At 59.1% G+C, this 22,159-nt stretch carries 22 protein-coding genes; 11 read left to right on the forward strand and 11 right to left on the reverse strand.

Annotated elements, in window-relative coordinates; genetic code table 11:
• Positions 1 to 64 precede the first annotated feature (64 nt).
• Positions 65 to 652 (reverse strand): TIGR00730 family Rossman fold protein, encoded by a 588-nt coding sequence (locus J7E41_RS23685; protein ID WP_214996724.1) that lies wholly within the window; start codon positions 650 to 652, stop codon positions 65 to 67.
• Between the two features lie 341 nt (positions 653 to 993).
• Here J7E41_RS23685 and azu point away from each other — a divergent pair, with 341 nt between their 5' ends.
• Positions 994 to 1,440: an azurin gene (gene azu / locus J7E41_RS23690; RefSeq protein WP_214996726.1), complete on the forward strand. Its 447-nt coding sequence runs from the start codon at positions 994 to 996 to the stop codon at positions 1,438 to 1,440.
• Between the two features lie 215 nt (positions 1,441 to 1,655).
• Here the strand turns inward: azu and nadE are convergent, their stop codons facing one another.
• From nadE to J7E41_RS23705, 3 genes are all read right to left on the reverse strand, one after another.
• On the reverse strand, positions 1,656 to 2,483 hold the full coding sequence (gene nadE, locus J7E41_RS23695) for an ammonia-dependent NAD(+) synthetase (RefSeq protein ID WP_214996727.1): 828 nt from the start codon (positions 2,481 to 2,483) through the stop codon (positions 1,656 to 1,658).
• A 3-nt stretch (positions 2,484 to 2,486) separates the two neighbouring features.
• A complete protein-coding gene (gene pncB, locus J7E41_RS23700; protein WP_214996728.1) occupies positions 2,487 to 3,701 on the reverse strand; it encodes a nicotinate phosphoribosyltransferase in 1,215 nt (404 codons plus the stop codon).
• A gap of 239 nt (positions 3,702 to 3,940) precedes the next feature.
• On the reverse strand, positions 3,941 to 4,837 hold the full coding sequence (locus J7E41_RS23705) for a LysR family transcriptional regulator (protein ID WP_214996729.1): 897 nt from the start codon (positions 4,835 to 4,837) through the stop codon (positions 3,941 to 3,943).
• A gap of 153 nt (positions 4,838 to 4,990) precedes the next feature.
• Between J7E41_RS23705 and amaB the strand changes: the two genes are divergently transcribed.
• The 9 genes from amaB (at position 4,991) to J7E41_RS23750 (ending at position 16,118) form a co-directional block, all read left to right on the forward strand.
• Complete coding sequence (gene amaB / locus J7E41_RS23710; protein WP_214996730.1) at positions 4,991 to 6,481, forward strand: L-piperidine-6-carboxylate dehydrogenase; 1,491 nt, start codon at positions 4,991 to 4,993, stop codon at positions 6,479 to 6,481.
• A gap of 185 nt (positions 6,482 to 6,666) precedes the next feature.
• Complete coding sequence (gene amaA, locus J7E41_RS23715) at positions 6,667 to 7,950, forward strand: L-pipecolate oxidase (protein ID WP_214996731.1); 1,284 nt, start codon at positions 6,667 to 6,669, stop codon at positions 7,948 to 7,950.
• Positions 7,951 to 8,326: 376 nt separating this feature from the next.
• A complete protein-coding gene (locus J7E41_RS23720; RefSeq protein ID WP_214996732.1) occupies positions 8,327 to 9,463 on the forward strand; it encodes an ABC transporter substrate-binding protein in 1,137 nt (378 codons plus the stop codon).
• Between the two features lie 224 nt (positions 9,464 to 9,687).
• Positions 9,688 to 10,602: an ABC transporter permease subunit gene (locus tag J7E41_RS23725; RefSeq protein ID WP_003188099.1), complete on the forward strand. Its 915-nt coding sequence runs from the start codon at positions 9,688 to 9,690 to the stop codon at positions 10,600 to 10,602.
• Between the two features lie 2 nt (positions 10,603 to 10,604).
• On the forward strand, positions 10,605 to 11,882 hold the full coding sequence (gene livM, locus J7E41_RS23730; protein ID WP_214996733.1) for a high-affinity branched-chain amino acid ABC transporter permease LivM: 1,278 nt from the start codon (positions 10,605 to 10,607) through the stop codon (positions 11,880 to 11,882).
• Positions 11,879 to 12,754: an ABC transporter ATP-binding protein gene (locus J7E41_RS23735; RefSeq protein WP_214996734.1), complete on the forward strand. Its 876-nt coding sequence runs from the start codon at positions 11,879 to 11,881 to the stop codon at positions 12,752 to 12,754. The genes livM and J7E41_RS23735 overlap by 4 nt, the downstream gene beginning before the upstream one ends.
• Positions 12,751 to 13,467 carry an ABC transporter ATP-binding protein gene (locus J7E41_RS23740; RefSeq protein WP_214996735.1) on the forward strand — a complete coding sequence of 239 codons (717 nt, stop codon included), beginning with the start codon at positions 12,751 to 12,753 and terminating at the stop codon, positions 13,465 to 13,467. Before J7E41_RS23735 ends, J7E41_RS23740 begins: the two co-directional genes overlap by 4 nt.
• Positions 13,468 to 14,266: 799 nt before the next feature.
• On the forward strand, positions 14,267 to 15,034 hold the full coding sequence (locus tag J7E41_RS23745; protein ID WP_214996736.1) for an SDR family oxidoreductase: 768 nt from the start codon (positions 14,267 to 14,269) through the stop codon (positions 15,032 to 15,034).
• Positions 15,035 to 15,212: 178 nt separating this feature from the next.
• On the forward strand, positions 15,213 to 16,118 hold the full coding sequence (locus J7E41_RS23750; RefSeq protein WP_214996737.1) for a cation diffusion facilitator family transporter: 906 nt from the start codon (positions 15,213 to 15,215) through the stop codon (positions 16,116 to 16,118).
• A 123-nt stretch (positions 16,119 to 16,241) separates the two neighbouring features.
• Here the strand turns inward: J7E41_RS23750 and J7E41_RS23755 are convergent, their stop codons facing one another.
• From J7E41_RS23755 to ureE, 5 genes are all read right to left on the reverse strand, one after another.
• Positions 16,242 to 17,360 carry an AGE family epimerase/isomerase gene (locus J7E41_RS23755; RefSeq protein ID WP_214996738.1) on the reverse strand — a complete coding sequence of 373 codons (1,119 nt, stop codon included), beginning with the start codon at positions 17,358 to 17,360 and terminating at the stop codon, positions 16,242 to 16,244.
• Between the two features lie 185 nt (positions 17,361 to 17,545).
• A complete protein-coding gene (locus J7E41_RS23760; RefSeq protein WP_214996739.1) occupies positions 17,546 to 18,118 on the reverse strand; it encodes a HupE/UreJ family protein in 573 nt (190 codons plus the stop codon).
• A gap of 22 nt (positions 18,119 to 18,140) precedes the next feature.
• On the reverse strand, positions 18,141 to 18,755 hold the full coding sequence (gene ureG / locus J7E41_RS23765; RefSeq protein WP_003217431.1) for an urease accessory protein UreG: 615 nt from the start codon (positions 18,753 to 18,755) through the stop codon (positions 18,141 to 18,143).
• Between the two features lie 24 nt (positions 18,756 to 18,779).
• Positions 18,780 to 19,454, reverse strand: a complete 675-nt coding sequence (locus tag J7E41_RS23770; protein ID WP_214996740.1) for an urease accessory protein UreF — start codon at positions 19,452 to 19,454, stop codon at positions 18,780 to 18,782.
• Positions 19,451 to 19,951, reverse strand: a complete 501-nt coding sequence (ureE, locus tag J7E41_RS23775; RefSeq protein WP_214996741.1) for an urease accessory protein UreE — start codon at positions 19,949 to 19,951, stop codon at positions 19,451 to 19,453. The genes J7E41_RS23770 and ureE overlap by 4 nt, the downstream gene beginning before the upstream one ends.
• Positions 19,952 to 20,287: 336 nt before the next feature.
• Here ureE and J7E41_RS23780 point away from each other — a divergent pair, with 336 nt between their 5' ends.
• Positions 20,288 to 20,800, forward strand: coding sequence for a C40 family peptidase (locus J7E41_RS23780; protein ID WP_214996742.1), 513 nt, complete (start codon positions 20,288 to 20,290; stop codon positions 20,798 to 20,800).
• Between the two features lie 5 nt (positions 20,801 to 20,805).
• On the opposite strand, the gene J7E41_RS23785 is transcribed toward J7E41_RS23780, so the two are convergent.
• A complete protein-coding gene (locus tag J7E41_RS23785) occupies positions 20,806 to 21,438 on the reverse strand; it encodes a TetR family transcriptional regulator (RefSeq protein WP_155584926.1) in 633 nt (210 codons plus the stop codon).
• 154 nt (positions 21,439 to 21,592) lie between these two features.
• On the reverse strand, positions 21,593 to 22,090 hold the full coding sequence (locus tag J7E41_RS23790; RefSeq protein ID WP_214996743.1) for a hypothetical protein: 498 nt from the start codon (positions 22,088 to 22,090) through the stop codon (positions 21,593 to 21,595).
• Positions 22,091 to 22,159: the final 69 nt, after the last annotated feature.

The raw sequence follows: 22,159 nt of genomic DNA on the forward strand, positions 1-22,159 counted from the left end.
GATCCTCTAGGGTCGAAGGTGAGGTTGAGCGGCGCGTATTCTGCCTTTAATCGCGTCCCAAGGGTTAATCGGGTTTCTTGTCCACCCATTTGGGCAGCGCCAGCGGCTTCCAGGCATCGAGCGCGTCCAGCAACTGCACGGGCGATTCGTCAACTTGCAGCATGGCACGATGCGGCCCGCGGACGAAGCCTTCACCGACGATATGATCGAGAAATGCCGTGAGTTTGCTGTAGAAACCGTTCACTTCCAGCAAACCCAGCGGCTTGCCGTGGTAGCCGAGCTGGCCCCAGGTCCAGACTTCGAACAGCTCTTCCAGGGTGCCCAGGCCGCCTGGGAGCGCGATAAACGCGTCGCTGAGCTCCGCCATGCGTGCCTTGCGGGCGTGCATGCCGTCGACCACTTCCAGGCGGGTCAGGCCTTTGTGACCAATTTCCAGGTTTTGCAGGCTTTCGGGAATAATCCCGACCACCTCGCCGCCCGCCGCCAGGGCTGCGTCGGCCACAATGCCCATCAGGCCAACGGCACCGCCACCATACACCAGGGTCAGTTTGCGCTCGGCCAGCGTTTGCCCGAGGGCAATGGCCGCTTCGCGGTAGGCCGGATCAGTGCCGCTGCTTGCACCGCAAAATACACATACAGACTTCAAGGACATACCCGACTCCATGCTCAGTAATCGCTAAAGAGTAAAGGTTGGTCGGCGTCTCTTAAAGGATTAAACCTCGCAGCGAGGCGTTTCGCAGGTGCCGCTGGCGCCGCAGGCATACGCGGCAAGCAGGCTGCGCAGTAGGCTATTGAAATGCATGGCTTGAACTCCGTAAGGGATGACGAGCCGATCATAGGTGGGCAATCAACACGAGGCTGTTTGATTGTCTCGATCAGTCTGATAGCCTAAAGTTGTATACAATTTGTTGATGCAGATCATGAGAAGTTCGGCCTGTATCAGGCAATCTTCCCGTTATTCGGATTTTGTTTAACCCTGCCTTGGAGATTCACATGTTTGCCAAACTCGTTGCTGTTTCCCTGCTGACTCTGGCTAGCGGCCAGTTGCTTGCTGCAGAGTGCTCGGTCACCGTCGACTCCACTGACCAGATGTCCTTCAACACCAAGGAAATCACCATCGATAAGAGCTGCAAGAAGTTCACTGTGAATCTGGAGCATTCCGGCAGCCTGCCGAAGAATGTTATGGGCCATAACTGGGTCTTGAGTAAAACTGCTGACATGGCTGGCATCGCCGCCGACGGCATGGGTGCTGGTATTGACAAGAACTACCTGAAAGACGGTGACACCCGAGTCATTGCCCACACCAAAATCATTGGTGCTGGTGAGAAAGACTCCGTGACGTTTGATGTCTCGAAGCTGGCGGCTGGTGAAAGCTACGAGTTCTTCTGCTCGTTCCCAGGCCACAACTCGATGATGAAAGGCGCTGTTGTCCTGAAATAATCAGGCTCCCAACCATAAAAAAGCGCCTTTTCAGGCGCTTTTTTTGTGGCTGGTGAAGACCTGTGGCGAGCGGGCTTGCCCGCGTTGGGGTGCGCAGCAGCCCTAAAACCAGCCACCGCGATCTTTCTGAAAAAACACAGTGATCTTATTGGGGCCGCTTCGCAGCCCAACGCGGGCAAGCCCGCTCGCCACAAAAAATGTCGCGAGGTCATGCCTTATGGCGCAAACGGCATCACTCGCTTGTGATGCGTCTTGCGATAGGTCTCGCAAATAATCCGGAACGCTTCATCGCGCACCGGCTCACCGTGCAGGAATGCATCGATCTCGGCGTAGGTCACGCCGTGGGACGCCTCATCCGGCTTGCCCGGGGAAAGGTCTTCCAGGTCGGCGGTCGGGATTTTTTCCACCAGCGATTCCGGCGCACCCAAGTGCCGCGCAATTGCCCGCACCTGGTTTTTCACCAGGCCGCTCAATGGCGCAAGGTCGCAGGCGCCATCGCCGAACTTGGTGAAAAACCCCATCACCGCTTCCGCCGCATGGTCGGTACCGATCACCAACCCACCGGCTGCGCCAGCGATGGTGTACTGCGCCACCATGCGTATCCGCGCCTTGGTGTTGCCCAGCACGAAATCCCGGGCAACGGCGTGTTTGCCTTCAAAGGCAGCCACCTCATTGGCTAGGGATTTGACCGCCGGGCCGATGTTCACGGTGTGGCGCTCGTCGGGGGCGATAAAGTCCACCGAGGCCTGGGCATCGTGTTCGTCGAACTGGGTTTCATAAGGCAGACGCACCGCGATAAAACGGTACGCCTCGTCGCCATTGCGCGCGCGCAACTCTTGCATCGCCCGCTGGGCCAACAGACCGGCAGTCAGGGAGTCGACGCCGCCGCTGATGCCCAGCACCAACGTCTTGAGCCCCGAGTTGAGCAGGCATTCCTGGATAAAGGTGATCCGTCGCGCAACCTCCGCCTCCAGGGCGGCCTGGTCTTTGAATGGCGGTTGGACCTTGAGCTGTTCAGCAATCTCGCGCTGTACGGCTTGCATGATTCACTCCTTGCTGGGTAGGGCAGGTACTTTGAAAACGTGGCGCAAATAGGCGACAAAGTTCGGATCGGTGCAATGGGTCTTGCCCGCTTCATCGGAAATCTTCGCGACGGGCTGGCCATTGCAGGCAGTCATTTTAAGCACGATGCTCATCGGTTCCACACCTGGAATATCGCAGGTCAGGTTGGTGCCGATGCCGAAGCTGACATTGATCCGACCGCGCAGCGCCCGGAAAATCTCCAGGGCCTTGGGCAGTGTCAGGCTGTCGGAGAACACCAGGGTCTTGCTCATCGGCTCGATCCCCAGCTTGTGGTAATGAGCGATGGCTTTTTCTGCCCACAGCACCGGATCACCGGAGTCATGGCGCAGGCCGTCGAACAGCTTGGCGAAATACAGATCGAAGTCGCCCAGGAATGCGTCGGTGGTGATGCAGTCGGTCAGGGCGATCCCCAGCAGGCCACGGTATTCGCGAACCCAGCAATCGAGGGCGGCAGCCTGGCTGTCGATCAACCGTGGGCCCAGTTGCTGGTGGGCCATGATCCATTCGTGGGCCATGGTGCCCAGGGGTTTCATGTCCAGTTCGCGGGCCAGGTGCACGTTACTGGTGCCGACAAAGCGCCCAGGGAAATCGTGCTTGAGCACGTTGACCACTTCTTCCTGGACCCGATAAGAAAAGCGCCGGCGGGTGCCAAAGTCAGCCACCTGCAACTCCGACAATTCGTCGCTGCTGGCGTTGGCGGTCAGCCAGTCGAACTTGCGGTACAGCTGCTCGCGGACCTGTTCGAGGATCACCGTCTGGTAGCGATAGCGGTTACGCACTTCGCTGACGATCGCGAGCATCGGCACTTCAAACAAAATCACATGCAACCACGGCCCGCGCAGGCGGATAAACAACTCGCCGTTTTCGATGCCGGTCTGCACATAACGCAGGTTGAAGCGAAACAGGCCGAGGAAGCGCAAAAAGTCTGGCTTCATAAAGCTGATGCGCTCCAGGAAACCCAGTTGATCAGGGCTCAGGCTCAGCTCGGCCAGGCGCTCGATCTGGTAGCGAATCTCTGCCAGGTATGGGCGCAGGTCTTCACTGTTGCGGCAACGAAACTCCCATTCAACCTCCACGTTGGGATAGTTGTGCAGCACCGCCTGCATCATGGTCAGCTTGTAGAAGTCGGTGTCGAGCAAGTTCTGCACGATGCGATCGGCAAACACACTCTCGCTCATAACGGGAATCTCCAGACGGGTCGGCGATGGGCACCGACCGTTACGCACAATTAAGGAATGGCGCTAGTGGCGCATAGACCTGTGTTGTTTTGCCAGTGATTTTTAACTTGGTATTTTTGTCGGGCTGCCACCGCCTTCGCGAGCAAGCCCGCTCCCACACTTGAAATGCATTCCAAATGTGGGAGCGGCGGTGCGACGATTCGACTTGCTCGCGAAGGCGAATTTGCAGGCGAAGACCATCATGAAGGCTCAACCTGCGCCATCATCCACTTCACAAAATCCCGCACCTCGGGCACTTCCGCCGAATGTTCGGGATACGCCAGGTAATAAGCATCCTGGCTCGGCATTGCGTACTGCCAGGGAATGACCAGTTTGCCCTCGGCCAATTCTTCTTCCACCAGAAACCGTGGCAACAGCGCCACGCCGCAGCCCACTTGCGCGGCGCGGATGCACATATAGAAGGTTTCGAAGCGTGGGCCGTGGTAGCTGTGTTCGGTGTGATGACCCTGGGCGGCGAACCAGTCGTGCCAGCCCTGGGGGCGGGACGCGTTTTGCAGCAGCACCAGGTCGCTCAGTTGCGTGGGGTCGGTAAATGGCTGGGCAGGCAGCGTGTCCGGGGCACACACCGGCACCAGTTCCTCGCTGAACAGCTTCAGGCTTTCGGTGCCGGGTCGCGAGCCCTGGCCGAAGTAGAACGCCAGGTCGGCCTTGCCTTGCAGCAGCTCGTCGGGGTCCTGTTCGTTGCACAGGTCCAGGTGGATCTGCGGATGACGCAGGCGCCAACCCTTGAGGCGAGGCACCAGCCAGCGGGCGCCGAAGGTGTAGGGCGTGGATACCCGCAGCACTTCGGTTTCGCCGCCGTAGGAGCGTAGGTAATGAGTCGACATCTCCACCTGGGTGAGGATCTTGCGCACTTCCACCAGGTACAGATCGCCCGCCGGGGTCATTTGCAAACGGCGGCGCACCCGGCGAAACAGCAAGTGTTGCAGCAGTTCTTCCAACTGCGCCACCTGTTTGCTGACGGCGCTTTGGGTGAGGTTCAGCTCCTCGGCGGCGCGAGTGAAACTCAGGTGACGGGTGACGGCCTCGAAGCACTGCAAGGCGGTGATCGACGGCAAATGTCTTTTATTCAGCATGGCCTGTCTCTTTTTCTTTTTTGCATGAATAAACGGAATGATATCTCGCCTAATCGTCGTTTGTTGGCAAGTCTTGGGCCAGCTACAAATAAGGTCTGGATCGTCCCCTGACGGGCGGCGCATATTTTCGTTTGTAGATGGAAGGAGAAACCCATGGTTGCCGCATTGCTTGATCGTCTCGGGGTAAACCCGGCGTTGTACCAATCGGGTAAACATCCCGTGCATTCGCCCATTGATGGCAGCCAGATCGCCAGTGTGCACTGGGAAGGGGCCGCCGAGGTCGAGCAGCAGGTCAGTCGCGCCGAGCATGCATTTGAGGCCTGGCGCAAGGTACCGGCTCCACGACGTGGCGAGCTGGTGCGTCAATTAGGCGACGTGTTGCGTGAATATAAAGCCGATCTGGGCGAGTTGGTGTCCTGGGAAGCAGGCAAGATCACCCAGGAAGGCTTGGGTGAAGTGCAGGAAATGATCGATATCTGCGATTTCGCCGTTGGTTTGTCGCGTCAGCTGTACGGCTTGACCATCGCCTCCGAACGCCCGGGCCACCATATGCGTGAGACCTGGCACCCACTGGGCGTAGTGGGCGTGATCAGCGCCTTCAACTTCCCAGTAGCGGTATGGGCGTGGAACACCACCCTGGCCCTGGTGTGCGGCAATGCCGTGATCTGGAAACCGTCGGAAAAGACCCCGCTCACCGCGCTGGCCTGTCAGGCGCTGTTCGAGCGCGTGTTGAAGAAATTCAGCGATGCGCCCGAATACCTGAGCCAAGTGATCATCGGCGGTCGCGATGCCGGTGCTGCACTGGTGGACGACCCGCGTGTCGCGCTGATCAGCGCAACCGGCAGCACTCGCATGGGCCGCGAAGTGGCGCCGAAAGTCGCCGCACGTTTTGCCCGCAGCATTCTGGAATTGGGTGGCAACAACGCGATGATCCTCGGCCCAAGCGCCGACCTGGACATGGCCGTGCGCGCCATTCTGTTCAGCGCCGTGGGTACGGCTGGCCAGCGCTGCACCAGCCTGCGCCGGCTGATCGCCCATGAATCGGTGAAAGCAGAAATCATCACCCGCCTGAAGGCCGCCTATTCCAAGGTGCGCATCGGCCATCCGCTGGAAGGCAATCTGGTGGGCCCGCTGATCGACAAGCACAGCTTTGAAAACATGCAGGATGCCCTCGAGCAGGCATTGAGCGAAGGCGGCCGGGTGTTCGGTGGCAAGCGCCAATTGGAAGACCAGTTCCCCAACGCCTACTACGTGTCGCCCGCGATTGTGGAAATGCCGGAGCAGAGCGATGTGGTCTGCACCGAGACCTTTGCGCCGATTCTTTACGTGGTTGGCTACAAGGACTTCACCGAAGCGCTGCGCTTGAACAACGCCGTGCCTCAGGGCTTGTCCTCGTGCATCTTTACCACCGATGTGCGCGAAGCCGAGCAATTCATGTCGGCGGTGGGCAGTGACTGCGGCATCGCCAACGTCAACATCGGCCCGAGCGGCGCGGAAATTGGCGGGGCGTTTGGTGGTGAGAAAGAGACCGGTGGTGGGCGTGAGTCGGGCTCGGATGCATGGCGCGGGTATATGCGCCGCCAGACCAATACCGTGAACTACTCGCTGGAGTTGCCGCTGGCGCAGGGCATTACCTTCGACTGACTCTTTGATCGGAGCGCGGTTAATGTGGGAGCGGGCTTGTGTGGGAGCGGGCTTGCTCGCGAAGGCGGAGTGTCAGTTGGTACATTTCTGACTGACACTCCGCCTTCGCGAGCAAGCCCGCTCCCACATTTGATCGCATTTGCACATCAAAATAATGGTTTGTCAGGTCTCATCGGAGTCAGGCAATGGCATTGCGCGAAGCATGTTTGTGGGAACAACTGACCCCTGGCCGGCCGGATCGTGCCGCGCTCAAGGGTGAGGTGAAGGTGGATGTGTGCGTGATCGGCGCCGGTATCACCGGTTTGTCAGCTGCCATTCACTTGCTCGAACAAGGTAAAAGCGTCTGTGTACTGGAAGCCCATCGCACCGGTCATGGCGGTTCGGGGCGCAATGTGGGGTTGGTCAACGCCGGAATGTGGATTCCTCCGGACGAGATCGAGGCCGGTTTTGGCGAGGCGGTGGGCAGCCAGCTCAACCGCATGCTCGGCGCGGCACCATCCCTGGTGTTCAGCCTGATCGACAAATACAACATCGACTGCCAACTGCGCCGTGAGGGCACTTTGCACATGGCGCACAACGCCCGTGGCGAAGCGGATTTGCGCAGCCGTGAAGAACAATGGAAACGACGCGGTGCCCCGGTTGAGCTGTTGACCGGTGCTGCATGCGAACAAGCTACCGGGACCCAGAAAATCGCTGCTGCCTTGCTGGATCGGCGCGCCGGCACTTTGAACCCGATGGCCTACACCAGTGGTTTGGCCAATGCCGCCGTCGGTCTTGGCGGGCAACTGTTTGACCACTCTCCTGTCACTCAACTGGAACGCCAGGGCCAGCATTGGTCTGTGCAAACCGCTCAAGGTGCCGTGCACGCTGAACAGGTGGTGATCGCCTCCAACGCTTACACCGAAGGCGAATGGACCGAGTTGCGGCGCAATTTTTTTCCCGGTTACTACTACCAGGTGGCATCGGCGCCGTTGACTGACGACGCCGCCCAACAAATCCTGCCTGGCGGTCAGGGTTCCTGGGATACGCGACAAGTCCTCAGCAGCATTCGCCGCGATGCCGATGGCAGGTTGCTGCTGGGCAGCCTGGGCAATGGCAATCAGAAGCCCGCCTGGTTCCTCAAGGCGTGGGCCGATCGCGTGCAGCAGCACTACTTTCCGTACCTCAAATCGGTGCAGTGGGAATGTACCTGGACGGGCTGTATCGCTTTCACACCGGACCACCTGATGCGCCTGTTCGAACCGGCGCCGGGCCTGGTGGCCGTCACCGGTTACAACGGGCGTGGCGTGACCACCGCCAGTGTGGTGGGCAAAGCCTTTGCCGATTACTTGTGTCACCAGAATCCACAGGCATTGCCCATTCCGTTTGCGCCGATGCAGCCGCTGGCCGGAGCGGGGCTGCGCAGCTGTCTATATGAGGCGGGATTCTCGCTGTATCACGCCGGGCAATGCCTGCGAATTGTCATCTGATCAGCGAAATAGCTGTAAGAAGACGGCATTTTCTTAGCAGGCTACTCATCTGTATTGGTGCGAGTCGTAGCAGTAACGCACTGTAAATGTGCAGTTCCGTTACGCACGTTGTTACAGGTTCGGAGCCTGTCGTTTAAGGGACGGGTTGCAGCGGTTGCAATGACGGGTTGCACTTTTTGGGTCCATTGGTAGTACCTGTGCGAGCTAAAGGGTTGCACGTCCAATTGAAAGGAGTCGAAACGCTTGTAATAACAATGACACGGTGTCTTTTTGAATAATAAAAACGTAATGGCACGAGGCTTGCTCTGGGCTTTCCAGTGAAAGTTTGAAGTGAAGTTGCAGTGCCAATTCAACAAAAACCTCGGAGCACCACCTCATGTCCCAGACGTTTTACAAGAAAGGTTTTCTCGCCCTCGCAGTGGCTACTGCATTGGGTGTTTCTGCGTTTGCTCAAGCTGATGTGAAGATTGGCGTAGCGGGGCCGATGACCGGCGCCAACGCGGCGTTCGGTGAGCAGTACATGGTGGGCGCCAAGGCCGCCGCAGAGGTGATCAACAAAGCGGGCGGGATCAACGGCGAGAAGATTGTGCTGGTGGCGGGGGATGACGCCTGCGAACCCAAGCAAGCCGTAGCCGTGGCCAACCGCCTGGTTGACCAGGACAAGGTGATCGGTGTGGTCGGGCACTTCTGCTCGTCGAACACCATTCCCGCTTCCGAGGTTTATAGCGATGCGGGCGTGATTGCGATCACCCCTGGCTCCACCAACCCGCAGGTGACTGAGCGTGGCCTGACGGCAATGTTCCGTATGTGTGGTCGTGACGACCAGCAGGGCATCGTTGCCGGTGACTACATCGTCGACGTGCTCAAGGGCAAGAAAGTCGCCGTCATCAACGACAAGGACACCTATGGCAAAGGCCTGGCCGATGCCACAGCAGCGCAGTTGACCAAGCGTGGCGTGAAACCAGTGATCGAAGAAGGCCTGACGCGCGGCGAGAAAGATTTCAGCGCCTTGGTGACCAAGATCCGTGCAGCCGGTGCCGACGTCGTGTACTTCGGTGGCTTGCACCCTGAAGCCGGTCCACTGGTACGTCAACTGCGTGAAGCGGGCCTCAAAGACGTCAAGTTCATGTCCGATGACGGTGTAGTGACCGATGAACTGGTGGCTACCGCCGGTGGTGCCCAGTACGTGGATGGCGTGTACATGACTTTCGGCGCCGACCCGCGCCTGCTGCCGGAAAGTAAGGCGGTGGTAGAGGAATTCCGCAAGGCTGGCAAAGAGCCTGAAGGCTACACCCTGTATGCCTACGCCTCGATCCAGGCCCTGGCCGCCGGCTTCAATGGCGCCAAATCCAACAAGGGCGAAGACGCGGCCAAATGGCTGAAAGCCAACCCGGTGAAAACCGTGATGGGCGACAAGGCCTGGGACGCCAAGGGCGACCTGAAAGTCTCCGACTACGTGGTTTACCAATGGGACAAGGACGGCAAGTATCACCAGCTGGAAAAGCAGAAGTGATCTGAGAGTCTGAACCGACTGCTGGACCCTTGTAGGAGCGAGCTTGCTCGCGAAGAACGTTAACGATAACGCGGGCATTCTGGATGTACGCGTCGCTCTCTGGTTTTTCGCGAGCAAGCTCGCTCCTACAGGGGAGGGTAGTCCGGTTGCTAAGCCTCTGTTTTCCTCCTAGAAGAGCCGCACACACCACAGGTGTGCAGGTTCTCACTGCGTGAGATTGCGTTATGGATGGTATTTTCCTGCAGCAACTGGTCAACGGTCTGACCCTCGGGTCGGTCTATGGCCTGATCGCCATCGGCTACACAATGGTCTATGGCATCATCGGCATGATCAACTTCGCCCACGGCGAGGTTTACATGATTTCCGCTTACCTCGCGGCAATCAGTCTGGCTCTGCTGGCCTACTTCGGTATCGAATCCTTCCCGCTGCTCATTCTCGGCACCCTGATATTCACCGTGGTCGTCACGGGCGTTTACGGTTGGGTCATCGAACGTGTCGCCTACAAACCGCTGCGTAACTCCACCCGGCTGGCTCCGCTGATCAGCGCCATCGGTATTTCCCTGATCCTGCAAAACTACGCACAGATCGCCCAGGGCGCCAAGCAACAAGGCATTCCCACCCTGCTGGCAGGCGCCTGGCGAGTCGACATCGGCACCGGGTTCGTCCAACTGACGTACACCAAGGTCTTCATCCTGGTCGCGGCCTTTGCCGGTATGGCCCTGCTGACTTACATCATCAAGTACACCAAGCTCGGCCGCATGTGCCGCGCCACCCAGCAAGACCGCAAGATGGCCTCGATCCTCGGCATCAACACTGACCGGGTGATCTCCTACGTATTCGTTATTGGTGCAGCCATGGCGGCCTTGGCCGGTGTGCTGATCACCTTGAACTACGGCACGTTCGACTTCTATGCCGGCTTCATCATTGGCATCAAGGCGTTTACCGCAGCGGTACTCGGCGGCATTGGTTCCCTGCCTGGGGCGATGCTGGGCGGGATCATCCTCGGTATCTCCGAGTCGCTGTTCTCGGGGTTGATCAACTCTGACTACAAAGACGTGTTCAGTTTCTCCCTGCTGGTGGTGATCCTGATTTTCCGTCCCCAGGGCCTGCTCGGTCGCCCACTCGTGGCGAAGGTATAAATATGTCTGCTGCCAACTCAATCGATATCAAGAAAAGTGTGGTCGATGCGGTCCTTGCCGGACTGATTTCGCTGATCGTGTTCGGCCCGATCGTCGGTGTGGTCCTCGACGGCTACAGCTTCAATCTGCAGCCGGCCCGCGTCGGCGTGCTGGTGGCCATTGTGATGGTTGGGCGTTTCGCCATGAGCCTGTTCCTGCAAACCCCCAAGGGCTTGCGGATTCTTCAGGGGTTCGAGAGCACAGGCTCCGGTGTGCATGTGCTCAAGCCTGACTACAAGTCGCGGCTGCGCTGGATCATCCCGGCGCTGATCGTGATTGCCATCGTGTTCCCGTTCTTCGCCAACAAGTACCTGTTGACCGTGGTGATTCTCGGGCTGATCTACGTGCTGCTGGGCCTTGGCCTGAACATCGTGGTGGGCCTGGCCGGGCTGCTCGACCTGGGTTACGTGGCGTTCTACGCCATCGGTGCCTACGGCTTGGCGCTGGGGTACCAATACCTCGGCCTGGGTTTTTGGACGGTGCTGCCATTGGCGGCCATTTGTGCGGCATTGGCGGGATGCATACTCGGCTTTCCGGTACTGCGAATGCATGGGGATTACCTGGCAATCGTGACCCTGGGTTTCGGTGAAATCATCCGTCTGGTGTTGAACAACTGGCTGTCGTTTACCGGTGGGCCGAACGGTATGCCGGTGCCGTCGCCGACGTTTTTCGGCCTGGAGTTCGTGCGTAAAGCCAAAGATGGCGGGGTGCCGTTCCATGAGTTCTTTGGCCTCGATTACAACCCCAACATCAAATTCCTGTTTATCTACATCGTGCTGTTTCTGGTGGTGTTGCTGGTGCTGTACATCAAGCACCGCCTGACCCGCATGCCAGTGGGCCGTGCCTGGGAAGCCTTGCGCGAAGATGAAATTGCCTGCCGCTCCATGGGCCTGAACCATGTACTGGTCAAGCTCTCGGCATTCACCATCGGGGCTTCTACTGCCGGCTTGGCGGGGGTGTTTTTCGCCAGCTACCAGGGGTTCGTCAACCCGTCGTCGTTCACCTTCTTCGAGTCGGCGCTGATTCTCGCCATCGTGGTGTTGGGCGGCATGGGTTCGACCGTCGGCGTGGTGATTGCCGCGTTCGTGCTGACGGTGGCGCCGGAGTTGCTGCGTAGCTTCTCCGAGTACCGTGTGCTGCTGTTTGGCGTGTTGATGGTGGTGATGATGATCTGGCGACCGCGGGGCCTGATTCGCATCAGCCGCACGGGTGTGACCCCACGTAAAGGAGTGGCGCCATGAGCAAGGAAGTCGTCCTGTCGGTGGAAAAACTGATGATGCACTTCGGTGGCATCAAGGCCTTGAGCGACGTGAGCCTCAAGGTCAAACGCAACTCGATCTTTGCCCTGATCGGCCCTAACGGTGCCGGCAAGACCACGGTGTTCAACTGCCTGACCGGTTTCTACAAGGCCACTGGCGGCAAGATTGAACTCAATGTGCGAGGCAAACAGACCAACGTTATCCAGTTGCTCGGCGAACCCTTCAAGGCCACCGACTTCGTGTCGCCGAAAAGCTTCATCAGCCGGGTGTTCTACAAGATGTTCGGCGGCACCCATCTAGTGAACCGTGCCGGTTTGGCGCGCACCTTCCAGAACATTCGCCTGTTCAAGGAAATGTCGGTGGTGGAAAACCTGCTGGTGGCCCAGCACATGTGGGTCAACCGCAATATGCTGGCGGGTATCCTCAACACCAAGGGCTACCGCAAAGCCGAAAGCGACGCCCTCGACCACGCCTTCTACTGGCTGGAAGTGGTGGACCTGGTGGACTGCGCCAACCGTCTGGCCGGTGAGCTGTCCTACGGCCAACAACGCCGCCTGGAAATCGCCCGCGCCATGTGCACCCGGCCGCAGATTATCTGCCTGGATGAACCGGCGGCAGGCCTCAACCCCCAGGAAACCGAAGCACTGAGCGCGATGATTCGCCTGCTGCGCGACGAACATGACCTGACGGTGGTGCTGATCGAACACGACATGGGCATGGTGATGAGTATTTCCGACCACATCGTGGTGCTCGACCACGGCAACGTTATTGCTGAGGGCGGCCCGGAAGCGATCCGCAACGATCCGAAAGTGATCGCCGCCTACCTGGGCGCTGATGAAGAGGAGCTGGTATGAGTGAGCCGATCCTCGAACTGAAAGACCTGGACGTGTTCTACGGGCCGATCCAGGCCTTGAAGAAAGTCTCGATGCACATCAACGAAGGGGAAACGGTCAGCCTGATCGGCTCCAACGGCGCGGGCAAGTCCACGCTGCTGATGTCGATCTTCGGCCAGCCACGGGCCGAGTCCGGGCAGATTCTCTATCGCGGCGTGGATATTACCCACAAGTCGACCCACTACATTGCCTCCAACGGCATTGCGCAATCGCCGGAAGGGCGACGCGTGTTCCCCGACATGACCGTCGAGGAAAACCTGTTGATGGGCACTATCCCGATTGGCGACAAGTTCGCCACCGAGGACATGCAGCGCATGTTCGACCTGTTCCCGCGGCTCAAGGAACGACGTAATCAACGAGCGATGACCATGTCCGGTGGCGAGCAGCAAATGCTCGCGATCGCCCGGGCGTTGATGAGCCGCCCCAAGCTGTTGCTGCTGGACGAGCCGAGCCTGGGGCTGGCGCCGATTGTGGTGAAGCAGATCTTCGCGACCCTGCGGGAGCTGGCGGCTACCGGGATGACCATCTTCCTGGTGGAACAGAATGCTAACCACGCGCTGCGCTTGTCTGATCGGGCGTACGTGATGGTTAACGGCGAGATTCGCCTCACAGGGACTGGCAAGGAGTTGCTGGTCAATGAAGAGGTGCGGAACGCCTACCTCGGCGGGCACTGATTTAAAGCGTGATGTAAGACCCCTGTGGGAGCGGGCTTGCTCGCGAACGCGGTGGGTCAGTCAACAGATGTATTGGCTGATCCACCGCGTTCGCGAGCAAGCCCGTTCCCACATTGTTTTGTGCAGTCCACAAGCACCGAGCCAAATTGTGGAAAACAAATCTGAGCACCTCCCAAAGCGCGACATATAGCCGCCGCAAATCCCTGTTTTGTCACAGTTTTGACTTGTCCCCACGGACTGTGGAACCGGCTGTGGGTAACGTGGGAGTAGCTGGCTGCAGGCCTTTGATTACGTGGCTTTCAGGGTTGTGGTTGTTTTTTGATCAGGGACTTTTTCACGACCTGTCCAAGGTTTTGTCAACCTGTTTAAAGACACAGGTATATGACAAAAACATGTCACGCCAGCCTGTGGATAAGTCTGTGATTAAACTCTGGAAAGACTCCCGCAGGGGCCGGAATTACTGGCCTGGAGCCATCCCCTTGATTCCTTCTATTGCATTGGGCCTACATAGGCCTGGCCCAAGGTCAAGCAAAAAACTTATCAAATCGCGCTGAAAGCCTTGTACACAGCGGCTTGGCGGGTTTTGTACTTGCCCCCAAAGACTGTGGACGGGGCTGTGGATAACGTGCGCGCATATGGCTGCATGCCACGGTTTATATAGCTTTGCGATGGTTGATTAAATTTCGTACAGAATCACCGGTGCGACGGGTGTATCGGTTGCCGCCAGGGCGGCGTGCGGGCATTCTGCTCGCTGGTTTTTTATTTCACCGGCTGCGCGAAGCCTTGCAAGGAGAACATCATGTCCAACACGCTATTTATTACCGGTGCGACGTCCGGTTTTGGCGAAGCCTGTGCCCGACGTTTTGCCGAGGCGGGCTGGTCGCTGGTGCTCACCGGGCGCCGTGAGGAACGCTTGAACGCCCTGTGCGCCGAGCTTTCCAGGCAGACCGAAGTCCACGGCCTGGTAGTGGACGTGCGTGATCGCAAGGCCATGGAAGAGGCAATCGCCAACCTGCCGCCGTCCTTCAGCAAGCTGCGCGGGCTGATCAACAACGCAGGCCTTGCCGTGGGTACGGACCCGGCGCCCAAGTGCAACCTCGACGATTGGGAAACCATGGTCGACACCAACATCAAGGGCCTGCTGACTACCACCAACCTGCTGTTGCCGCGCCTGATCGCCCACGGACGTGGTGCCGGGATCATCAACCTGGGTTCTATCGCCGGCAACTACCCGTATCCGGGCAGCCACGTGTATGGCGGCACCAAGGCTTTCGTCAAACAGTTCTCTCTGAACCTGCGTTGCGACCTGCAGGGCACCGGTGTGCGGGTGACCAACATCGAACCGGGCCTGTGTGAAAGCGAGTTTTCGCTGGTGCGCTTTGCCGGTGACCAGGCCCGTTATGACGCGACCTACGCGGGTGCTGAGCCGATCCAGCCACAGGACATTGCGGACACGATCTTCTGGGTGATGAATACCCCGGCGCACGTGAATATCAACCGTCTGGAGTTGATGCCGGTGAGCCAGACCTGGGCCGGGTTTGCCATTGAACGTGGTGCAAAGGGCTAAATAGCCAGCTTGTTGTGGCGAGCGGGCTTGCCCGCGTTGGGCCGCGAAGCGGCCCCGTATGACTCGGTTTTAGGGCTGCTTCGCCGCCCAACGGGGGCAAGCCCCCTCGCTACAGGTACACTCCACCCCTGAAAACCCCGCCGCACTCTGCGGTTTCAAGGTTTTGACAGGAGGATATGTGAGTAACCGAGGTGAGCAGTCGCTGCTCAAACAATCGACCATCCTGATGTTCGCCGTGGCGATCGCCGGGATTGTCACGGGTGTGGTGTCAGGATCCCAATCCATTTTATTCGACGGCTTTTTCTCGCTGATTGCCACCTTTATCAAGGTGCTGATGCTGATCACGGCCAAGCTGATCGCGAAAAAAAGCAATGATCGCTTCCAGTTCGGCTACTGGCACCTGGAACCGATGGTGCTGCTGATCGAGGGCAGTTTCCTGTTTCTGATTGCCATCTATGCGTTTCTCAATGGGGTGTCCGGCGTTATCAATGGCGGGCGCGAGATCGAGTTGGGTCTGGTGATCATCTATGCGGCGGTGTTTACCGTCGTCGAGTTCGGCTATTTCTTCTATGTGCGCTACCGCAATCGCACGCTCAAGTCGTCGCTGATCCAGTTCGACAACATCAGTTGGCTGGTGGACGCGATGCTCTCGGTGGGCCTGTTGATAAGCTTCCTGACGGCGTTGCTGCTCAAGTCCCAGGGCTATGGTGAGTGGGCGGTGTATGTCGACCCATTGATTCTGATCCTGCTGGCCCTGAGCATGCTGGCGCCGGCGTTCAAGATCCTGCGCCCGGCCTTGCGTGATGTGCTGGGGATTGCACCGGATCAACTGGACGACAAGGTGCGCGAAGTGATGGACGCGGCCCAGGCCAAGCATGGTTTCGACGATTATGTGTCTTACGTGCAGAAGCACGGGCGGGCGCGGTTTATCGAGATTCATGTGGTGCTGCCGGCGGATTACCCGATGGACAGCGTCGCGACCCTCGATGGGCTGCGCGAAGAGATATCCACAGGGTTGGGTAAACCGGACGCGGCGCGTTGGTTGACCATCAGCTTTACCGGGGACCGCAAGTGGGTCGCATAAGGTACTGATCTGTAGCCGCTGTCGAGGTACGAGGCTGCGATGGGTTTGGTGCGGCATTCCGACGAAGCGACCCCCGAGGGCGGTCCTGCGGACACGCATCGCAGCCTCGTACCTCGGTAGCGGCTACAAGGCGTCGGCCAAACCCCGATAGCAGGTGGCCAAATGGTAGGGCGTGGTCGATGGCATATCCCATCGACTCACCGCCCCACTGGCATCCAGGCATTCATTCCAGCCTTTGTGATGCAGGAACCGTTGCTGCAACGCCTGCAATTGGTATTGCAACACGGCTTCGCTCCCCGGTCGCAAGGTCAGTGCCCGCAGGTATTCGGCCTGGGCCCAGATGCGCTGGGTGCCGTCACGTACGGTGCCATCCAGGGCGAGCATACCGCTGACCGCACCGGTCAACTTATCCACACCCTTTTGCTCGGCATAGGTAAACGCCCGGGCCAGCGAGGCGTGCAGGGGTGTGTTTTTCAGCACGTCCGAAGACGCCAGCAAAAAGAACCATTCGAACTGGTGCCCTGGCTCAAACCAGTTATCCACAGCACCCAACGGTTTTTCCATCATGACCCCGTGCTGGCGGTCGATGAAACGCTGCTGCATGGCTGTCGCGAGCGCCAGCAAGGCACTTTGTACGGCGGCGTCTTCACGTACCGCGAGGGTAGCGAGGAAGCCTTCGGCGAGGTGCATCAACGGGTTTTGCAGCGGGCCGGACTTGAGGGACGACCAATTGCGCTCCAGCACCGCTTCATACAAGCCGTCGCCGGTGGCGAACCGTTCGGCGACCACTTCCAGGGCGGCATTGAGCACCGACTCCACCAGCGGCTCACGCACTTTGGCCCAGTAGTGGGCGCAGGCGAAGATGATGAAGGCGTGGGTGTAGAGGTCTTTGCGCTTGTCCAGCGGCTTGCCGTGGGGGTCGATGCTGTAGAACCAGCCGCCGTGCTCGGCGTCATGGAAGTGTCGCTGCAGTGAACGAAACAATGCCGCCGCACGCTCTTCGGCAAAGTCTGCGCCTGGCTCACCGATCAGGCTGGCGAACAGGTACAACTGCCGGGCGCAGGCCATGGCGCGGTAGCGTTGCGCGGGCAGGGGATGGTGATCGGCGTTCAGAGCCTCATAAGGCAGCGCCAGGTCGGCATTCCAGCCGGGACCTTGCCAGAGCGGCACGATCAGGTCGTGGAAGTGCGTGAGCACGGCGTTCAATTGAGGCTTGAGGGCGGAGCTTGGAGCGATGGGCATCGGCTGGCGTCGTCACGGCAGGGGTGTTTGCGCGACATGGTAGCAGGCTTGGGATCGGTGTTGTCTTTGCTGCCGCCTTCGCGAGCAAGCCGGCTCCCACATTCGACCGAGTACATTCTTTGAAATACGGTCAAATGTGGGAGCCGGGCTTGCTCGCGAAGAGGCCCTTACTAACAGCGCAAATGTTAGCCCGCGAGCAACCACACCCCAGTCGCCGCCGAAGCCGCTCCCGCAATCCGCACCAACGGCGCTGCCGCAGCCGGCAGGAAACGCACCACGGCATAACCTGCGGCATGCAGCGCCGCCGTTGCACCCACAAACCCTGCGGCATAGGCCCAAGGGCTGGACATGTCCGGCAGCTCCAGGCCATGGGCCACACCATGGAACAAGGCAAACAGCGCCGTTGCTGCAACTGCTACCGCAACCGGTGGACGAATCGCCAGGGCCACCGCCAAGCCAAGCGCCAGTACCGAAGCGGCAATCCCGCTTTCCAGGCCCGGCAGTTCCAGGCCTTCAAAACCCAGCAGGCCGCCGATCAGCATGGTGCCCACAAACGTGCAAGGCAGCGCCCAGCGAGCCGCGCCTTTTTGCTGGGCGGCCCACAAGCCGACCGCCACCATCGCCAGCAGATGGTCGATGCCGCTTAACGGGTGGCTGATACCGGCCACCAGGCCGTTGTCGCCATGGCCCGGGTGAGCGAAGGCCAGGGCAGGGGTGAGCAGCAGGGTGGCGGCGCCAAACAGTTTCTTGAGGCTCATGGACAGATTCCTTGGTGGTTGATCAGGCTGCGGTCAGCAAGCCTTGGCGTTCGATAAAGGCGACGATTTCTTCCAGGCCGACGCCGGTTTTCTGATTGCTGAAGACAAAGGGTTTGCCGCCGCGCATGCGTTGGGTATCGCTGTTCATCAGTTCCAGGGACGCGCCTACCAGCGGCGCCAGGTCGATCTTGTTGATCACCAGCAAGTCGGACTTGCAAATTCCGGGGCCGCCTTTGCGCGGCAACTTGTCACCGGCCGAAACATCGATCACATAGATGGTCAGGTCCGACAGCTCAGGGCTGAAGGTCGCCGAGAGGTTGTCGCCACCGGATTCCACCAGGATCAGGTCCAGGCCCGGAAAGCGCCGGTTCAGTTGATCCACCGCTTCCAGGTTGATGGACGCATCTTCACGAATCGCTGTGTGGGGGCAGCCGCCGGTTTCCACGCCGATGATCCGCTCAGGCGCCAGGGCTTGATTGCGCACCAGGAAATCGGCGTCTTCGCGGGTATAGATGTCGTTGGTGACCACCGCCAGGTTGTAGCGGTCGCGCAGGGCCAGGCACAGGGCCAGGGTCAGGGCGGTCTTGCCGGAGCCGACCGGGCCACCGATGCCAACACGCAGGGGTTGTGTGTTCATGTGCTTCTCCAAAATAAAAGGCGCCTAGGAACGGAACAGGCGGCTGTACTGGCGCTCGTGAGCCATGCACGCCAGGGACAGGCCAAAGGCGGCGCTACCGTAATGATCGGGATCGAGTTGGCTGGCATCCTGCTGGGCCTGTTGCAGCAGTGGCAGCAACTCACTGGTCAGGCGTTGCGCGGCTTGCTGGCCCAGGGGCAGGGTTTTCATCAGCACGGCGAGCTGGTTTTCCAGCCAGCTCCAGAGCCAGGCGGCCAGGGCATCTTGCGCACTGATATGCCAGGCACGGGCGGCCAGGGCCCAGCCCAGGGCCAGGTGCGGTTCGGGGCGTTGTTCGAGGAACTGTCGGGCGGGATCGTCCAGTTCCGGCAAGCCAGCCAAGAGTTGCTGCAGGGAGTAGCCCATTTGCCGGCTTTCCTGGTACAGCTCGCGGGTTTCGCGGCTGGCGCGGTGTTCTTCACACAATTGGGACAGACGCGGCCAGTCCTGCGCGGCGGCCGCCTGGCAATGGGCGAGCAGCAACGGCGCTTCAAAGCGTGCCAGGTTGAGCAGCAATTGGTCACTGATCCAGCGGCGGGCGGTGATGGAGTCGTTCACCCGGCCGTTTTCCACTGCCATTTCCAGGCCCTGGGAATAGCTGTAGCCACCAATCGGCAGCTGCGGACTGGCCAGACGCAGCAGCGCCCAGGCTGGGTTCATAGACGCACGCCGAACTGATGCAGCTTGGGCGGGTAGTTGAAGTCTTCGTCACCGTGACGCGAATGATGATGACCACCGCCGTAGGCGCCGTGTTCCGGCTGGAACGGCGCCTCGATGGTTTCAGTGTTCGCGCCCAGTTGTTCGAGCATGGCTTTGAGTACGTAATCGTCCAGCAGGCGCAGCCAGCCATCGCCGACTTGCAGGGCAACATGGCGATTGCCCAAGTGATAGGCGGCGCGGGTCAGTTCGAAGGCATTGCTGCAGGTGACGTGTAGCAAGTGTTCAGGGCGGGCACATACGCGTACGACACGTCCGTCCTCTGCCTGTAGGAATTCGCCGTCGTGCAGCGGTGGTTGTCCGCGCTCCAGAAACAGGCCCACGTCTTCGCCGTCGGCACTGAAACAGCGCAAGCGGCTTTTACTGCGTGCTTCGAAATTCAGCAGCAGCTCCGCGGCCCAGAGGGCTTGGGGGGCAATTCGGCGGTGGATGACCAGCATCAGAAGGCTTCCAGCTATGAGCGATAAGCAAGCTAGAGCAAGGGTCTTGCCAATCACGCGGGGAGTGGGAATTCCCTGTAGGCAGGCGCTTTCGTGCCACCGGATAGGGCGCTGAGACATTTCGAGATGTCTCATGTTGGTGCGTGAGCGGATTTATAGCACCGGAATCGGGCGATTCGCCGTCACTCACAGGGTATTTCGTATGAAATATCCTTCATCTTTTTCTTGTTGTGGAATTAAGAGATTTGTCCTACGTGGCTACGGGATTTGCCGTTCATTTTATTACGCACCCTTTGATTAGGATGCCGCTCGTGTTTAACCAGTGCGGCACCTGTCATGTTCAAATCATCCTTATGTTTACTTTTTCTGTGTTTAGTCAGTGTTTCGTCTTTCGCGAATATTCAGCCGCGTGCCTTCTCCTTGAACGGGTTGGGGGATTCGCTGACGGGCGTGCCGCAGCCTTCTATCGACAATGTGATCGACCGCGCCCACGGGTTGCTGGGTACGCCCTATAAACTGGGTGGAACATCGGTGGGCCAGGGCTTCGACTGCAGCGGTTTATTGGTCTATCTGTTCAAGACCGAGGCTAATATTCAACTGCCCCGCACCACGACGGCGATGCACCGTTCAACGGCAGCCACGGTCAAGCGCGACGCGCTGCGACCAGGCGATGCAGTGTTTTTCAAGGGCAATGGGCGCGGCCAGATCAGCCATGTGGGTCTTTATATCGGCGGGGGCAAGTTCATTCACTCGCCGCGTACCGGCAAGAACATCCGTATCGACTCTTTAGCCAACAGCTACTGGAAGAAGAACTACACCACCGCTAAGCGATTTCATGTGGTGCGCTGACCGGGTTACTCGGTGCTGCCCAGCCCTTGCCAGTGCTTGAGGCCGATAAAGATAAAACGCAGCTGCTGGGTGATCTTGGCCTGGGGCGTAAGGTGCGCCGGCAGGGCTTCGGCGGGTGGGTCGATGATATCGGGAAGGGTGGCGAACACGCTTTTGACGATCAGGTCGGCCATGACGTGCAAACCTTCGGCGTCCAGGTGCTGGAGCTTGGGCATCAGGGTCAGGTCGGCCGCAAGGTCCGAGGTGATGTCTTCACGCAAGGCGCCGATGGCTTGGCGAACCGCCAGGCACCCACCGTATTGTTCGCGCGCCAGGAACAGGAACTGCGAGCGATTGGCGGCCACTACGTCGAGAAAGATCCGCACGGAGGCATCGATAATGCCGCCCATGACGAATTCATTGTGGCGCACCAGGCGAATGGTGGCGCGGAAGGTCTGGCCTACTTCGCTGACCAATACCAGGCCCAATTGATCCATATCGTCAAAGTGGCGGTAGAAACCGGTGGGCACGATGCCGGCGGTTTTTGCGACTTCCCGCAGGCTCAAGCTGCCAAACCCTCGGCCACACTCCATCAGATGGCGGGCTGCGTCCATTAAGGCAAGGCGGGTCTGTTGCTTCTGTTCAGCGCGGGGCAGCATGGGCGGGTGGGCTTTGTGGACAAGGACAGCGACGCACTCTAGCAAAACAACTTTACTGGCGTCGAACTTGAGGCGGGCGAAGGGTGTTGCGGGTTACATAAAGTCAAAAGCCCGATTCGGCAGAATCGGGCTTTTTTTCAGGGCCAGCACAGGCTTAGCTCGCTGCTTGATGCAGTTCTTGCAGACGATCAGCACCGCCTTCAGCAACAGCACCGGCGTAGGCACGTGCATTGGCACGGTCAGAACCGTTTTCAACCAGGCCTTTCTGTTCCAGGCGATCACGGCCACCTTCAGCAACGCCTTCGGTGTAGGCACGTTTGTTGGCTTGTTCAGCACCGCCTTCAACCAGGCCTTTCTGTTCCAGGCGATCACGACCGCCTTCAACCAAGCCTTTCTGTTCCAGACGATCACGGCCGCCTTCAACTACGCCTTCGGTATAGGCACGTTTGTTGGCTTGCTCCGAACCGTTTTCAGCGACGCCTTTGGCGTAATCGCGATTTTCATCTTCTTGCGAACCGCTGCGAGCCAGGGTTTGGCTCAAATGTGCGGCGTCAGCTTTGACTTGTGGAGTGGCTTGCTCAGACGCTGGCAGGGCAAATGCGCTGGTGGCCAGGACCGATAGTACAAAGCTTGCGAGTAATTGGCGTTTCATGATGGGTTGCTCCTTGGGAGGGCGATAAATTGGGTACAGAGCTAATGCTACTCTTGATAAGTCGATATA

Origin of the sequence: Pseudomonas fluorescens (assembly GCF_018614655.1) — a bacterium.
Taxonomy (GTDB): domain Bacteria; phylum Pseudomonadota; class Gammaproteobacteria; order Pseudomonadales; family Pseudomonadaceae; genus Aquipseudomonas; species Aquipseudomonas fluorescens_BX.

Coding starts and splice junctions, on each gene's coding strand:
- J7E41_RS23685 (WP_214996724.1), bottom strand. CDS start 652: ATGTCCTTGAAGTCTGTATGTGTATTTTGCGGTGCAAGCAGCGGCACT.
- azu (WP_214996726.1), top strand. CDS start 994: ATGTTTGCCAAACTCGTTGCTGTTTCCCTGCTGACTCTGGCTAGCGGC.
- nadE (WP_214996727.1), bottom strand. CDS start 2,483: ATGCAAGCCGTACAGCGCGAGATTGCTGAACAGCTCAAGGTCCAACCG.
- pncB (WP_214996728.1), bottom strand. CDS start 3,701: ATGAGCGAGAGTGTGTTTGCCGATCGCATCGTGCAGAACTTGCTCGAC.
- J7E41_RS23705 (WP_214996729.1), bottom strand. CDS start 4,837: ATGCTGAATAAAAGACATTTGCCGTCGATCACCGCCTTGCAGTGCTTC.
- amaB (WP_214996730.1), top strand. CDS start 4,991: ATGGTTGCCGCATTGCTTGATCGTCTCGGGGTAAACCCGGCGTTGTAC.
- amaA (WP_214996731.1), top strand. CDS start 6,667: ATGGCATTGCGCGAAGCATGTTTGTGGGAACAACTGACCCCTGGCCGG.
- J7E41_RS23720 (WP_214996732.1), top strand. CDS start 8,327: ATGTCCCAGACGTTTTACAAGAAAGGTTTTCTCGCCCTCGCAGTGGCT.
- J7E41_RS23725 (WP_003188099.1), top strand. CDS start 9,688: ATGGATGGTATTTTCCTGCAGCAACTGGTCAACGGTCTGACCCTCGGG.
- livM (WP_214996733.1), top strand. CDS start 10,605: ATGTCTGCTGCCAACTCAATCGATATCAAGAAAAGTGTGGTCGATGCG.
- J7E41_RS23735 (WP_214996734.1), top strand. CDS start 11,879: ATGAGCAAGGAAGTCGTCCTGTCGGTGGAAAAACTGATGATGCACTTC.
- J7E41_RS23740 (WP_214996735.1), top strand. CDS start 12,751: ATGAGTGAGCCGATCCTCGAACTGAAAGACCTGGACGTGTTCTACGGG.
- J7E41_RS23745 (WP_214996736.1), top strand. CDS start 14,267: ATGTCCAACACGCTATTTATTACCGGTGCGACGTCCGGTTTTGGCGAA.
- J7E41_RS23755 (WP_214996738.1), bottom strand. CDS start 17,360: ATGCCCATCGCTCCAAGCTCCGCCCTCAAGCCTCAATTGAACGCCGTG.
- J7E41_RS23760 (WP_214996739.1), bottom strand. CDS start 18,118: ATGAGCCTCAAGAAACTGTTTGGCGCCGCCACCCTGCTGCTCACCCCT.
- ureG (WP_003217431.1), bottom strand. CDS start 18,755: ATGAACACACAACCCCTGCGTGTTGGCATCGGTGGCCCGGTCGGCTCC.
- J7E41_RS23770 (WP_214996740.1), bottom strand. CDS start 19,454: ATGAACCCAGCCTGGGCGCTGCTGCGTCTGGCCAGTCCGCAGCTGCCG.
- ureE (WP_214996741.1), bottom strand. CDS start 19,951: ATGCTGGTCATCCACCGCCGAATTGCCCCCCAAGCCCTCTGGGCCGCG.
- J7E41_RS23780 (WP_214996742.1), top strand. CDS start 20,288: ATGTTCAAATCATCCTTATGTTTACTTTTTCTGTGTTTAGTCAGTGTT.
- J7E41_RS23785 (WP_155584926.1), bottom strand. CDS start 21,438: ATGCTGCCCCGCGCTGAACAGAAGCAACAGACCCGCCTTGCCTTAATG.
- J7E41_RS23790 (WP_214996743.1), bottom strand. CDS start 22,090: ATGAAACGCCAATTACTCGCAAGCTTTGTACTATCGGTCCTGGCCACC.